The sequence below is a fragment of the Gottfriedia sp. NPDC058432 genome (genome assembly GCF_042721555.1).
Lineage (GTDB): Bacteria > Bacillota > Bacilli > Bacillales > Bacillaceae_G > Gottfriedia.
This window is the reverse complement of sequence record NZ_JBHXLC010000010.1, coordinates 28,544-42,063: the sequence shown is the minus strand read 5'-3', so window position 1 is coordinate 42,063 and position 13,520 is coordinate 28,544. Positions and strand designations below refer to the sequence as shown.

General features: G+C 31.7%; 14 protein-coding genes and 1 riboswitch. Of the genes, 12 read left to right on the top strand and 2 right to left on the bottom strand.

Annotated elements, in window-relative coordinates:
- Positions 1 to 237 precede the first annotated feature (237 nt).
- Positions 238 to 510 (bottom strand): hypothetical protein, encoded by a 273-nt coding sequence (locus ACFWM3_RS11965; RefSeq protein ID WP_056466812.1) that lies wholly within the window; start codon positions 508 to 510, stop codon positions 238 to 240.
- Between the two features lie 67 nt (positions 511 to 577).
- The gene (locus tag ACFWM3_RS11960) at positions 578 to 856 is read right to left on the bottom strand and encodes a hypothetical protein (protein ID WP_056466809.1); all 279 of its coding nucleotides are present in this window, start codon (positions 854 to 856) and stop codon (positions 578 to 580) included.
- Positions 857 to 1,097: 241 nt separating this feature from the next.
- Between ACFWM3_RS11960 and rluB the strand changes: the two genes are divergently transcribed.
- The 12 genes from rluB (at position 1,098) to ACFWM3_RS11900 (ending at position 13,503) form a co-directional block, all read left to right on the top strand.
- Positions 1,098 to 1,826 carry a 23S rRNA pseudouridine(2605) synthase RluB gene (rluB, locus tag ACFWM3_RS11955; RefSeq protein WP_390311471.1) on the top strand — a complete coding sequence of 243 codons (729 nt, stop codon included), beginning with the start codon at positions 1,098 to 1,100 and terminating at the stop codon, positions 1,824 to 1,826.
- 279 nt (positions 1,827 to 2,105) lie between these two features.
- Positions 2,106 to 2,633 (top strand): thiol-disulfide oxidoreductase ResA, encoded by a 528-nt coding sequence (gene resA / locus ACFWM3_RS11950; RefSeq protein WP_056466802.1) that lies wholly within the window; start codon positions 2,106 to 2,108, stop codon positions 2,631 to 2,633.
- A 28-nt stretch (positions 2,634 to 2,661) separates the two neighbouring features.
- The gene (gene resB / locus ACFWM3_RS11945; protein WP_056466799.1) at positions 2,662 to 4,278 is read left to right on the top strand and encodes a cytochrome c biogenesis protein ResB; all 1,617 of its coding nucleotides are present in this window, start codon (positions 2,662 to 2,664) and stop codon (positions 4,276 to 4,278) included.
- A gap of 20 nt (positions 4,279 to 4,298) precedes the next feature.
- Positions 4,299 to 5,465 (top strand): c-type cytochrome biogenesis protein CcsB, encoded by a 1,167-nt coding sequence (ccsB, locus tag ACFWM3_RS11940; RefSeq protein WP_056466796.1) that lies wholly within the window; start codon positions 4,299 to 4,301, stop codon positions 5,463 to 5,465.
- 236 nt (positions 5,466 to 5,701) lie between these two features.
- A complete protein-coding gene (locus ACFWM3_RS11935; RefSeq protein ID WP_025672290.1) occupies positions 5,702 to 6,421 on the top strand; it encodes a response regulator transcription factor in 720 nt (239 codons plus the stop codon).
- Positions 6,421 to 8,205: an ATP-binding protein gene (locus tag ACFWM3_RS11930; RefSeq protein ID WP_390311470.1), complete on the top strand. Its 1,785-nt coding sequence runs from the start codon at positions 6,421 to 6,423 to the stop codon at positions 8,203 to 8,205. Before ACFWM3_RS11935 ends, ACFWM3_RS11930 begins: the two co-directional genes overlap by 1 nt.
- Before the next feature lie 147 nt (positions 8,206 to 8,352).
- A riboswitch (cobalamin riboswitch) is annotated at positions 8,353 to 8,524 on the top strand.
- 124 nt (positions 8,525 to 8,648) lie between these two features.
- Entirely contained in the window at positions 8,649 to 9,608 is a 960-nt protein-coding gene (locus ACFWM3_RS11925) for an ABC transporter substrate-binding protein (protein ID WP_056466790.1), read from the top strand.
- On the top strand, positions 9,574 to 10,626 hold the full coding sequence (locus ACFWM3_RS11920; protein ID WP_056466786.1) for a FecCD family ABC transporter permease: 1,053 nt from the start codon (positions 9,574 to 9,576) through the stop codon (positions 10,624 to 10,626). Before ACFWM3_RS11925 ends, ACFWM3_RS11920 begins: the two co-directional genes overlap by 35 nt.
- On the top strand, positions 10,623 to 11,408 hold the full coding sequence (locus ACFWM3_RS11915) for an ABC transporter ATP-binding protein (protein WP_390311469.1): 786 nt from the start codon (positions 10,623 to 10,625) through the stop codon (positions 11,406 to 11,408). Before ACFWM3_RS11920 ends, ACFWM3_RS11915 begins: the two co-directional genes overlap by 4 nt.
- A 29-nt stretch (positions 11,409 to 11,437) precedes the next feature.
- Positions 11,438 to 12,007, top strand: a complete 570-nt coding sequence (locus tag ACFWM3_RS11910) for a cob(I)yrinic acid a,c-diamide adenosyltransferase (RefSeq protein WP_056466779.1) — start codon at positions 11,438 to 11,440, stop codon at positions 12,005 to 12,007.
- A 295-nt stretch (positions 12,008 to 12,302) separates the two neighbouring features.
- On the top strand, positions 12,303 to 12,449 hold the full coding sequence (locus tag ACFWM3_RS11905) for a hypothetical protein (RefSeq protein WP_156339602.1): 147 nt from the start codon (positions 12,303 to 12,305) through the stop codon (positions 12,447 to 12,449).
- Between the two features lie 145 nt (positions 12,450 to 12,594).
- Complete coding sequence (locus tag ACFWM3_RS11900) at positions 12,595 to 13,503, top strand: phosphotransferase (RefSeq protein ID WP_390311468.1); 909 nt, start codon at positions 12,595 to 12,597, stop codon at positions 13,501 to 13,503.
- The last annotated feature ends 17 nt before the right edge of the window (positions 13,504 to 13,520 follow it).

The window sequence follows — 13,520 nt, the reverse complement described above, 5'->3', positions numbered from 1 at the left end:
CAAATAAGACCACGAATCATTCATAAATTTGAGCGAAACCCAAAAGAATCTTGAGGACTAAACGTAAAATGGATTGAGAAATGAACAAATAAATCTCGGCCATAAGGAAAGTGGACATCCCGTTGTGGAAATAAGGCTCATGCAGCCACCTTAATTGGCAAAATCGTTTTCAACAGAATGAAAAAAACGTCATCCTAATTTTGATGGCGTTTTAAAGCAACAAAAATAAAAAATAGCTTAATTGATCACAAGAAGTAATTTCTCTTTTGGAACGGTGAATTTAATTTCTCCAATATTTTCTTCAATATCTTCAATTGTTGGAATATCATCAAAGCTTTGAATTGAAATGGCATCATCTAAGCATAATAAAATATATGGGTAATTAGTTTCTGTAGAGTCATAGATTAATTTGTATGCTTTTGAAGGTTTATCGGAAGTGAAAAATACATCGCCTAATTTAAACGAACCAACTGAATTATATTTTACTGCTGGATTAAAAGAATAATTCATATAGTAAGCTCCTTTTTCATTTTACTTATTATATTATTGACGGGTTCCTAATAGATTAAACAGCAAACTAGTAATTAGCTTGAATTGTAATAGATATTTTGTTTTTCTGAGTTACCATGGTCACTTCACCAATCCAATCTTCAATATCTCCAAGGGTTGGCATAATATCATAATTTTGGACTAGTCTTGCATCGGTTAATGAGACAAGTACATATGGGAAATCGTCTTCATTTTCCTCATAAACAAGCATATAGATTGTTTCATTCTTTTTAGTAATAAGTACACTACCTGGCGTAATAATTTTAGAACGGTCAAATGCTGAGGAGTGTTTTAAAGTTAAATTCATATCTATTACCTCATTTCTGCAAATCTAGTAAATTATATGATAGATTTTTAAAAATATGATATTGAGAGAAGGATAAAGGGACAATGGATTAAGAGGAAGAATGACGATCGTGCACGACTTAAAAATGGAATTAAGGTTTAGATTTGGTGTTTAACTCACTTTATTCATAAAAAACCTTGTAGCTGCTACTTGTTTTCAATTGTATAAATCTGTATGATGGTTGAAGAGGTGAAATGATCGAATGGAAAGATTACAGAAAGTTATTGCTAGAGCGGGAATTGCTTCTCGTCGTAAAGCAGAAGAGTTAATTAAAGAAGGAAAAGTGAAAGTAAATGGTCAGGTTGTTACTGAGTTAGGTGTTAAAGTAAGTGGTAACGATCGTGTTGAAGTGGAAGAGATTCCGATTGATAAAGAAGAACCAGTATACTTCCTTTTATATAAACCATCAGGTGTAATTTCAAGTGTTTCAGATGATAAAGGTAGAAAAGTTGTAACAGACTTTTTCCCAATGATTAAACAACGCATTTATCCAATTGGTAGATTGGATTTTGATACATCGGGTATCATTCTATTAACTAATGATGGCGAATTTTCAAATATACTTCAACATCCAAAATATGAAATAGATAAAGAATATATCGCAAAAGTAAAAGGGATTCCAACTAAAGAGCAGTTACGTAAATTAGAAAGAGGAATTGTGCTTGAGGATGGGAAAACGGCTCCAGCTCAAGTTAAAATGATTTCACTTGATAAAAGCAAAAATACTGCAATTGTAAGACTGATCATTCATGAAGGTAGAAACCGTCAAGTCAAGAGGATGCTTGAGGCGATTGGTACTCCAGTTGTGAAGTTAAAACGTGAACGATATGCGTTTTTAGATTTGAGTGGATTAACTCCTGGTGATGCAAGAGAACTATCACCTCATGAAGTGAAAAAACTAAGAGCAATAGCTACAGCAAAGCCACGCTAATGATAAATCAGACTGATGATCACTGCTTTTTTACTTAGTTACTTAACCTAAATTCAGTACTTATTTATAATCCGTTAACAATTTTAGAAAATATGTTTTAATTCAGTCTGATATCTTATTTTTTCACTACGACTCGGTAAATACCGAGTTTTTTCTTTGCTTTAAACATTTAATATTTCGGGATAAAAGATTGAAAATTTAGTCTTTTTTGAAACGTATCAAATTTCTATTCAAGAATAGGAAATAATGATATTCTATCATATGGGAGGAACTGCATATATGAAGAAAAATAGAACGTTAATTCGAACAATTATCCTATTAGTTTTGGTTTGTGCAATTGGTTATACTTTTTACATAAATTTCTTTAAGAAAGATGAAGTTATTACTAAAGGAAGTAAAGCGCCAAACTTTGCTATGACGGAGCTAAATACTGGTAAAAAGTATACTCTTTCAGGTGAAAAAGGAAAAGGCGTGATTGTTAACTTTTGGGGTACTTGGTGTGAACCATGTAAGCGAGAAATGCCATTTATGAATGAAATCTATTCGAAATATAAGGGAAAAGGAATCGAGTTACTTGCAATGAATGCAGATGAATCGAAATTTTCAGTACAAAGATTTGTAAGCGATTATAAACTTAAATTTCCAGTCGGAATAGATAAAGATCAAGAGGTTTTAAATACGTATGGTGTTAACCCTTTACCAACTACGTTTTTTGTAAGTCCGGATGGAACAATAAAGAGAATCGTAACTGGTCAAATGACACCAGATTCTTTTGAAAGTTATATTAAAGAAATATTACCAAAATGATGAGTGTACATTAGTAAGGGGAAATAAAATGGAGACTTTTAAATGTGAATGTGGTCATCTTAATCATGTAGGTACTGAAATATGTGAGTCATGCGGTAAACCTCAAGATGAAAAAGCAACAGAAATACTTGATATGCGATATGAAGGGACTGCTAGAAGATCAATCGTTAATAATCAAACTTATATAGATAAAATATGGACGTTTTTTTCATCTGTAAAGGTAGCAGTTGTAATCATTCTAATTACGCTAGTAGCAGCAGCATTAGGTACTATTTTTCCGCAAAGAGATTTATTACCACCTACTGCGAATCCTGCAACGTATTATCAAGATGAATATGGAATCTTTGGTAAAATATACGATGCAATCGGTTTGGATAATACGTTTAACTCTTGGTGGTTCATGTTACTTGTTGCATCGATTGGGATCTCACTAGTAATTTGTAGTTTAGATCGAATTTTACCACTCTATAAAGCTCTAAACAAACAAACTGTTACTAGACATCCAAACTTTTTAAAAAGACAAAAAATGTTCGGAATTAGTAGAGTTGATCATATTCCAGACGAGATAGAAAAAGCTAAAGTTAATTTGCGTAAAAGAGGTTATAAGATTCGTGAAGAAAACGGCAATATCTTAGCAGAAAAAGGTCGTTTCTCTCGTTGGGGTCCATATGTAAACCATATAGGGTTAATTATCTTCCTTATTGGGGTAATGATGAGATATGTACCTGGAATGTATATGGATAAAGCTCTTTGGGTTCAAGAAGGCGAATTAAAACCTGTCGTTGGTACAAACCAAAACTATTATATTAAATTAAATGATTTCCATATGGAAACATATGATAAAGATAAAGAGGGTAAAGTTTATAAAAAAGCGATTGAGCGCTTTGGAAATGATAAAATACCTAAAAACTATCAAGCCGATGTGACGTTGTATAAACGCGAAGGGAATTTAATTCCAGGAGAAGATCCAAAACTTAAAAAAGTAAAAGATTATAGTATTAAAGTTAATGAACCTTTAAAGTTCCAAAACTTCGCTCTATATCAAGTAGATTATCGAATTGGTGAATTTAGTGCATTCTTATTTACATTACAAAATAAACAAACAGGTGAAAAATTAGGGCCAATCACAGTAGATTTACAAAATCCTAAAGAAGTATATGACTTAAAAAATGGATATAAAGTAGAACTTAAAAATTATTTTCCAGATTTCTATTTTAACTCTGATGGTCAGCCTGATACAAAAACAAGAAAACCAAACAATCCAGCGTTTGTATTTAAAATGACTACACCAAAAACACCAAAAGGCGAAGTAGCATTTGTTGCAATTAAACAAAATATTGAACCAAATGGTGAAAACAAATATAAAATGTCATTTGCAGGGATTGAAACAAAAGATTCAACAGGTTTAACAGTACGTAAAGATTTAACTCTTTGGTTACTAGCACTTGGAGGAGCAATCTTTATGATCGGTGTAATTCAAGGTATGTATTGGTATCACCGACGCGTTTGGATACAGAATCAAGATGGGGAAGTTTGGGTTGCGGCATTTACAAATAAAAACTATTATGGTTTAAAGATGGAATTAAAGAAAGTGTTTGTAGACACAAAAATTGAATTGCCGATAGATCAACAAGCTAAAGAATAGTGTTTAACTAGGGGGAAAATATGTACGAGCTAAGTAGTAATTTTTTATTTATCGCGTTTATTTGTTATATAGTAGCTACTTTCTTTTTTGGCGGCTCGATGAAAACAAATGATAATGGTCCTAATAGATGGGGTACTATTGGTATTTCGATTACATTAATTGGATTCTTATCGCAAATTACTTATTTTATTTTAAGATGGATTGCTGCTGGACATGCACCTGTAAGTAATTTATTTGAATTTATTACATTCTTTGGAATGATGTTAATTTTTGCGTTTATCATGATTTATTTTATGTATCGCTTAAATATAATCGGATTATTCGCATTACCTTTATCAATAATCATCATTGCTTATGCATCAGTATTTCCACATGAAATCAAACCATTAGTTCCATCTTTAAAAAGCTATTGGTTACATATCCATGTAACAACAGCAGCTTTAGGGGAAGCTATTTTAGCGATTAGCTTTATTACAGGACTAATTTATTTAATTAAAAATATCGATCAAAAAGTATCAACAAAGAAAACATTTTGGCTAGAAGCAGTTTTATATTTCTTAGTAACTGTTGTTGGTTTCGTTATTATTTCTACAGCATTTAATGCATCTGGATACGAAGCAAAATATAATTGGATTAATAAAGATAAATTACAAGAAGAAATGGTCTATAATCTTCCATCAATTGTTGGTCCACATAAAGGTGAATTGACAACAAAAGATAAATTTGAAGCCCTTGCAGAAGTGCCAGCGATGGTTAATGCTAAAAAATTGAACACTGTAATTTGGTCAGTTTTTGCTGGCGCAGCATTATATGCAATCATTCGTTTAATTATCAGAAAACGAATTGGTGCATTTTTACAACCATTTGTACAAAAAGTCGATAGTGAATTATTAGACGAAATCGGATACCGTGCTGTAGCAATTGGTTTTCCAGTATTTACACTTGGTGGATTAATCTTTGCTATGATTTGGGCTCAAATTGCTTGGACAAAGTTCTGGAGCTGGGATCCAAAGGAAGATTGGGCATTAATAACATGGTTATTCTATGCAGTGTTTTTACATCTTCGTTTCAAACGAAATTGGCAAGGTGAAAAATCTGCTTGGTTAGCCGTACTGGGATTTGCAATTATTATGTTTAACTTAATTGCAGTAAACTTAATCATTGCTGGTTTACACTCATATGCGTAATTAATAATCAGCCTTGTAAAGGAATAAAGCTTCCTTTACAAGGCTTTTTTTTCTAATTTTTATTTTGGTCCACATTTACTTAATTTTGGTTTCCTAGAAATCGCACTCTTGCTGCCAAGTTTTTTTTCACTATTTTATGGAAATAATAAATTCTAAGAATTATGTAAAAATGTTCACAAATTATACTAGAATATCCAATTTTTATTATGTAAAATTATGTAGAGGGGGTCGAAATTATGGATCAAAATATAAAAATATTAATAGCAGATGATGAAGATCGTATTAGACGATTATTAAAAATGTATTTGGAACGTGATGGATATAGTATTGACGAAGCTGAAAATGGTGAGGATGCTTTAAATTTAGCATTGAAGAATGAATATTCCTTAATCGTACTAGATTTGATGATGCCTAAAATTGATGGAATTGAAGTTTGTAGGGAATTACGAAAAACAAAAACAACGCCTGTGATCATGTTAACGGCAAAAGGTGAAGAAACAAACCGAGTTCAAGGTTTTGAAGTAGGTACCGATGATTATATCGTTAAGCCATTTAGTCCGCGTGAAGTAGTACTACGTGTTAAAGCTCTATTAAGACGTTCTTCACCTGTACCAGTATTTACTTCAGATAATTCTTCAGCGAAGGATATCGTTGTGTTTCCGCATCTAACGATTGATAATGATGCTCATAAGGTAATTGTTGAAGGGGAAGAGATCAGTTTAACACCAAAAGAATACGAATTACTGTTGTTTTTAGCTAAGGCACCTGACAAAGTATTTGATCGTGAAACATTATTAAAATCAGTTTGGCAATATGATTTTTTCGGAGATTTACGTACCGTAGACACACATGTAAAACGACTACGTGAAAAACTAAGTAAAAGCTCTGAGGATGCTGCGAAAATGATTGTAACCGTTTGGGGTGTAGGTTATAAATTTGAAGTAGGTCAGGAGTAATGATCGTAAGAAGTTTAGTTGGAAAGCTTTGGCTGACAATTATCTTACTAGTCTCTCTTGTATTATCATTTTTGACCTTTGTCTTAATAGGATTTTTTGAAAAATTTTATATTGACCTTCAAGTACAAAATATGAAAGATGATGCAACGAAAATTGCACAATTAATAGATAATGGTCAACCACTCTCAAATATTGAGTATTTATCAAATAATATTGTTAGTCGATATTCAAGAGTAATCATTTCTATTGACGATAGGGAGCCATGGTATTCAAATAATACTTATGGAATACAGGATCTACCTTTTAAAGAAATAAAAAATGATGAAATCTTAAATAAAACGTTAACTGATAATAAAGAGGTCAGTAAAAGACTTGTTTATGGTGAAAATAGTGAGAGAGAAAAATTAGTAGTGGGTGTTCCATTACATACAAACTCAAATAATGGAGCTGTATTTATATACCAAACATTACAACCTGTAAAAGTGATGATTCATCAAACGACTAATTTTGTCTTGCTTGCGGCATCAATCGGAATCGTATTAACAACATTTTTCTCATTCTTTCTTTCTTCTAAAATTACAGCTCCTCTTAGAAAAATGAAAGAAGTTGTAAGTAGTATGACTTCAGGAAATTTTAATGTGAAAGTACCGATCCATTCAAGTGATGAAATTGGAGAGCTTGCGTATTCATTTAACAAGATGAGTAAACAATTAAATTTTAATATGAATGCATTAAAACAAGAGAAAGAGAAGGTTTCTAATATTATTACAAGTATGGTAGATGGGGTAATTTCGATTGATAAAGAAGGTCAAATCGTGACATCAAATCCACCAGCTGAACGCTTTTTGAAAATGCTTAATGATGATCAGTTAGAAGATCCCTCTTCTCTTGTTTTAACAAATGAGTTATTAGATTTATTTGTATTAGTAGTCGAAAGTGAGAAAAAGCAATTTATCGAATTACATTTTGATCAAGGCAATTGGCAAGTTTTAATGTCGCCCCTTTATAATCAAACAAATATAAGAGGCGTTGTAGCGGTGATTCGAGATGTTACAGAACAAAGACGTTTAGAAAAGATGCGAAAAGATTTTATAGCGCATGTTTCTCATGAACTACGTACGCCTATTTCTTTATTACAAGGTTATAGCGAAGCGATTGTTGATGGGGTAGCAGAATCCAAAGAAGAAATGCAGGAATTGTCACAAATCATTTATGATGAGTCTCTTAGAATGGGGCGTTTAGTAAATGATCTGTTAGATTTAGCAAGAATGGAGAACGGTTTTACCGAATTAAATAGAGAGTTCGTTCCTCTAGTACAATTTGTGGATCGAATTTTACGTAAGTTTAAAGGTCTAGCAAAGGATAAAAATATTAAGCTATTTGGTGAAATCGACAATGTTTCGCATTTGAATATCTACATAGATGAGGATCGAATGGAACAGGTTTTTACAAATTTAATTGATAATGCTATAAGACATACGAATGAAAATGGAAGAATAATTGTTTCAGTAAATCAAAATGAAAGATCAACTACATTTAATTTTATTGATTCAGGTGCAGGGATTTCAAAAGAAGACTTACCATTTGTATTTGAACGTTTTTATAAGGCAGATAAAGCTCGTACCAGAGGTAGAAGTGGAACAGGTTTAGGTTTATCAATCGTTAAAAATATTGTTACAGCACATGGTGGATCCATCCAGGTTTATAGTGAAGTAGGACAGGGAACGACATTTAAAGTTAAAATACCGCATAATTTACGAATGAACGAAAAAGATGTAGAGTAATCTTGTTTCATATAAAACATATTTCCCATATGTTTAGAGAAGAAATTTCTACAAAACACACAAAAAACAGATAAAATGTTAGTAAAATCATAAACATATAAATAAAATAATTGAATTCTTACCCAATTTATCTTACGATTGAATTAATGAAATATTGATGAGTTTAGTGCAAGTATTGCTTAAAAGGGAATCTGGTATAATCCAGAACTGTCCCCGCAACTGTAATGTGGACGAAACGAATAGCCACTGTTCGAAAGAATGGGAAGGTCGGAGTAGGTTGAAACAAAGTCAGTAGACCTGCTAAATTCATCCTTGTTCAATTCTTCGGGGAGTAAGGATTTGAAGCAGCAGTTGCAAGACTTCTTGTATTTTTATGTTGTTTCAGCCCCGTTCAAAATGAATGGGGTTTTTTTTATGTATTTCAATTATTTAGGAGGATTTAAATGAAAAAGTTTTTATCAAGTTTTATTATTATGTTATTGTGTTTAGGATTATTTGGTTGTAATAATGATACGACACAAAAAAAATCGAATGTAAGTAAAACAGAACAAGCAACTTTTCCAATGACTGTTAAAGATGCAACGAACAAAGAAATTAGCTTTAAAGAGGCACCTAAAAGAATCGTATCACTTATTCCAAGTAATACTGAAATCTTATTTTCTATTGGTGATGGCAAGGATGTAGTAGGGGTAACAGATTTTGACAATTATCCAAAAGAAGTAAAATCAATTGATAAAGTTGGCGGAAATAATGCCGATATGACATATAATGTTGAAAAAATTATTTCATTGAAACCTGATTTAGTTTTAGCTCATGAATCAAGTTTAGGAATTTCTGCTGACGGTTTAGAACAGATAAAACAAGCTGGGATTAATGTTTTTGTCGTAAAAAATGCTGCAACTATTAATGATGTGTATGATACAATTCAACAAGTTGGAGAAATAACTGGAAAAACCGAGCAATCGAAAAAAGTTGTAACTGGTATGAAAACAAAATTAGATGAAATTAGCAAAAAAACAGCTAAAGCAACTACAAATCCAAAGGTTTGGCTTGAAATTTCTGGTCCGCCAGAAATCTATACAGCAGGTAAAGGTACTTTCTTAGATGAAATGCTTTCGATTGTTCATGCTAAAAACGTAGCTGAAAGTGAAAAAGGTTGGGTAAAGTATAGTGAGGAATCAGCAATTAAAGCGAATCCTGATGTGATTTTAACAACTTATGGATATTATGTTCCAAATTTAGAAAAAACTGTAATGGCTAGGAAAAACTGGCAAACAGTAAACGCAATTAAAAATCACCGTGTATATGATGTTAATTCAGATACAACATCTAGACCTGGTCCAAGACTTGCAGAGGGAGTCGAAGCAATTGCAAAGGCGGTTTACCCAGAGCTTTATAAATAATACATATTTAATCTTTTTAATTCCAATTATCTTATTAATTTTTTTATTTATTTTAGGGGTTTCGATTGGGTCTACATCGATTCCCTTTTCTTCTATTATTTCTAGCTTTTCAGATGCTATATTTAAAACTGATTATGTTCCAGCTGATATTCAAACAATTGTCATGAATATACGAGTGCCAAGGGTTATGTTAGCTGGATTAGTCGGTGCGTGCCTTTCATTGGCAGGTGTTGCGTTTCAAGGAATACTTAAAAATCCTTTAGCTGATCCTTTTACATTAGGTGTTTCTTCAGGCGCCTCTGTAGGTGCAGTGTTTGTATTGTTTTTTCAAATAAGCTTACCTTTTGTTACTTATTTTACATTACCAGTAGTTAGTATCTTATTTGGATTTGGTACACTTATTTTATTATTACTCTTTGTTAGAAAACTGGATCGATCACTTAATGTAGAGACAATTATTTTAGGTGGAATTATCATAAGTTCATTTTGTTCTGCATTGTTGTCATTATTTATAACTTTTTCAAATAATGAATTACGTGCAGTAATTGGATGGTTAATGGGTAATATTGGTGGGAGAGGCATTCAGTACTCTCTAAGTTTATTACCGTTTTTAATCATTTCTTTCTTAATATTATTTAGTCAAAATAGGCAGTTAGATGCGATGACATTTGGGAGCACAAATGCAAAACATATCGGAATTGATGTAAAAAAATCTACTTATTTAATTTTGTTAACAGGAAGTATTTTATCTGGTGCAGCAGTAGCCGTTTCTGGAACAATTGGATTTGTAGGATTAGTTGTTCCGCATTATACTAGAATACTTGTAGGGCCATTACATAAAAAATTACTTCCTTTATCGATGATCAATGGAGCAATTTTTTTAATCGGGTCTGACATATTATCGAGAGTTGTTTTAGCCCCAAGAGAGTTACCAATAGGGGTAATTACTTCACTAATTGGTGCTCCAATATTTGCTTTTATATTACTATCTTTGAAAAGAAATAGGGGAAAAGTATGATCAAATGTCAAGATATCTCATATTCTTATGATGGAATTCATACTGATTTGGATGAACTGTCTTATTCTATTAATCAAGGAGAATGGCTAGGAATTATCGGTCCAAATGGGAGTGGCAAGTCAACGTTTTTAAATATTCTTTGTGGACTTTTTAAGCCGTCTAAAGGAAATGTAATGTTGGATGGAGAAATAGTTTCTAGTATGTCAAATAAACAAATAGCAAAAAAGATTGCTGTTTTATCACAACAAAATTCCTATACATATTCTTATGAGGTAAAAGAAACAGTTAAACTTGGACGTCTTGCTCATTCGTCTTCCTTTTTTCCTAGCTGGTCCACAATCGATGAAACTGCGGTCAATAATGCAATGATGATGACTGGTACTAAGAAGATGGAAAAAAGTTTCATCAATGAAATTAGTGGTGGTGAGCGTCAAAGAGTCTTTCTTGCTCAATGCTTCGCTCAAGAAACACCATATATTTTTTTAGACGAACCAAGTAACCATTTAGATTTAATGCACACAATTAAAATTTTAGACGTTTTAAAGGAATTACAAAAACAAGAGAATAAAACAATTGTAACTGTTTTTCATGACCTAAATTTAGCAAGTCTTTACTGTGATCGATTATTAGGATTAAAGGACGGAAAAATTTATATCGAAGGAAAAACAGACTCAGTATTAAATGAAAATTTATTAAAAGGTTTATATGACACATCTTTTCAAATTTTAGATAATCCCGAAACAAATAAGAAAGTCATTATTTATAAAAGTAATGTATTGTAAATTAAAATTGAAAAAAGGAGAGGTTTTTCATGAAAATTTATACAAAAACCGGGGATAAAGGTCAAACTAGCTTAGTAGGTAAACGAGTAGATAAAGATGATTTAAGGGTAGAATCTTACGGAACAATTGACGAAGTAAATACAATCGTTGGGTACGCAATGACATATTTAGATCAAGAGGATACGAGAGATATTTACAATGCACTTCAAAAGATCCAACATGAACTATTTGACTGTGGTGGAGATTTGGCAGTAGTAAAGGATAGCATCCCTTTTAAAACGACAGAGAAAATGGTTGAAGAGCTTGAAACATTAATCGATGAATATATGGAAGCAACTCCCCCATTACAGCGTTTTATTCTACCTGGTGGGTCAAAACCTGCTGCAATCATTCATCAAGCAAGAGCGGTAACGAGACGTGCAGAAAGAACGGTTGTAACATTAATGAAGCAAGAAAACATTCATCTACCAGTATTTTTATATTTGAATCGATTATCTGATTATTTCTTTGCACTTGCAAGGGTAATCAACACACGTTTAAATATTAAGGATGTTGAATACGAACGAGGATCAATCGTATTTCGAACTGATAAAAAATAAATAAGAAAAGTAGCGGTTGAATAGTTAAATTTTTCTAATCAATCGCTATTTTTTTTGTATAAATAATTTTTTTCTATCATAGAATGATTGAGCGTATGTTTTAGTAAAACTACTTCTTGGCGTTTACACGATCCATTTGCTCAATACTTCTTAAGTAATATACATAAAAAAGAGTCAAGGATTTGCAATGATTTATGCGTCTCGTCTATTTTTTTAAATGAATTACCAGTTGTCAGTCTACGAGTTTTTGGGCTGATTAAACACTTTCCACAATTCTTTAGGTAGGAGGAAAATAATGCTTGATTTTCTTAGGAGATGTTTGTTGATTGTTGTTTTTGTTTTAACGATTGGTCTTTTATTTATCGGAGGGAATCGAGAGAAATTAAAGGATATAATATTAGATAAAAATTTTCATGAATTAAAAATTGTTTCAAATCCTTAGCCGTATATTTGGACTATTAGTTTAATAATTTGTGTCGAAAAGACCGACTGTTTTAAGAACTTCCATATTAAATGTAATTTACTTCTAAATTTGGTAAAGTACATTTATATGTGAAGTTCTATTTTTTGATTTTAAGGAGAAAGAAATGTCTAATATATGGGATCCAGCGATTGTAATGGAAGAGGGATTAGTAAAAGAAATAATGAAGATACAATTCCCCGAAATAAATATAAACGTAATTAAAAAAATTGGTGAAGGATTTGACAATACTGTCTTTTGTTTAAATGATGACATTTTACTAAGATTTCCGCGAAGAGAAATAGCTGTAGCCATTTTAAACGTTGAAAGAAATTTACTCCCAATTATTTACAGTCATTTTGAATTAAAGACAACGGTACCAACACTTGATGGAAAGCCATCTGAATTATTTCCTTGGCCATTTTTAGGATATAATTTTATTGCGGGAAAGCCTCCAATTTATTTAAATAGAACTGAGAGAATTTTAATGATTGAACCAATCGCTAATTTCTTGAAAAATTTGCATTCAATAAAATTCGATGAATTAAAGGGGATTAAATTACCATTTGATGAGTTAAAAAGATTAGATATAAACTTCCGTAAACCTCAGGCTAAAAAATATATACAACAGGCAATACAGAAGAAACTCATTGAAGATGAACAGAAAATTAATCATTATATTGAAAGCTTAGTTGAAATTAAAAGTGAGACACCATTAGTTCTTGTTCATGGTGATTTACATTTTAAGAATATGATTGTGAATGAACAAAACCAACTTGAAGGAATTATTGATTGGGGTGATGCTCATATCGGCAATCGTGAATTAGATTTGTCTATAATTTATAGTCTAATTCCGAACGATATGAGAGGTGCATTTTTTGAGATTTATGGTAATGTATCGGAAGCGTCAAAGAAATTAGCACAATTTAAAGCCGTTTTTACAACAGTTGTGCTGTTGTTATATGCGAACGATCAAAAGGATGGTTCGTTAGTAAGTTTTTGTCAAGAAAACCTAAATAATGCTCTAAATGATTAGTGGGAGATTTTTATTTA

Coding starts and splice junctions, on each gene's coding strand:
- ccsB (WP_056466796.1), top strand. CDS start 4,299: ATGTACGAGCTAAGTAGTAATTTTTTATTTATCGCGTTTATTTGTTAT.
- ACFWM3_RS11915 (WP_390311469.1), top strand. CDS start 10,623: ATGATCAAATGTCAAGATATCTCATATTCTTATGATGGAATTCATACT.
- ACFWM3_RS11930 (WP_390311470.1), top strand. CDS start 6,421: ATGATCGTAAGAAGTTTAGTTGGAAAGCTTTGGCTGACAATTATCTTA.
- rluB (WP_390311471.1), top strand. CDS start 1,098: ATGGAAAGATTACAGAAAGTTATTGCTAGAGCGGGAATTGCTTCTCGT.
- ACFWM3_RS11935 (WP_025672290.1), top strand. CDS start 5,702: ATGGATCAAAATATAAAAATATTAATAGCAGATGATGAAGATCGTATT.
- resA (WP_056466802.1), top strand. CDS start 2,106: ATGAAGAAAAATAGAACGTTAATTCGAACAATTATCCTATTAGTTTTG.
- resB (WP_056466799.1), top strand. CDS start 2,662: ATGGAGACTTTTAAATGTGAATGTGGTCATCTTAATCATGTAGGTACT.
- ACFWM3_RS11900 (WP_390311468.1), top strand. CDS start 12,595: ATGTCTAATATATGGGATCCAGCGATTGTAATGGAAGAGGGATTAGTA.
- ACFWM3_RS11925 (WP_056466790.1), top strand. CDS start 8,649: ATGAAAAAGTTTTTATCAAGTTTTATTATTATGTTATTGTGTTTAGGA.
- ACFWM3_RS11910 (WP_056466779.1), top strand. CDS start 11,438: ATGAAAATTTATACAAAAACCGGGGATAAAGGTCAAACTAGCTTAGTA.
- ACFWM3_RS11960 (WP_056466809.1), bottom strand. CDS start 856: ATGAATTTAACTTTAAAACACTCCTCAGCATTTGACCGTTCTAAAATT.
- ACFWM3_RS11905 (WP_156339602.1), top strand. CDS start 12,303: ATGCTTGATTTTCTTAGGAGATGTTTGTTGATTGTTGTTTTTGTTTTA.
- ACFWM3_RS11965 (WP_056466812.1), bottom strand. CDS start 510: ATGAATTATTCTTTTAATCCAGCAGTAAAATATAATTCAGTTGGTTCG.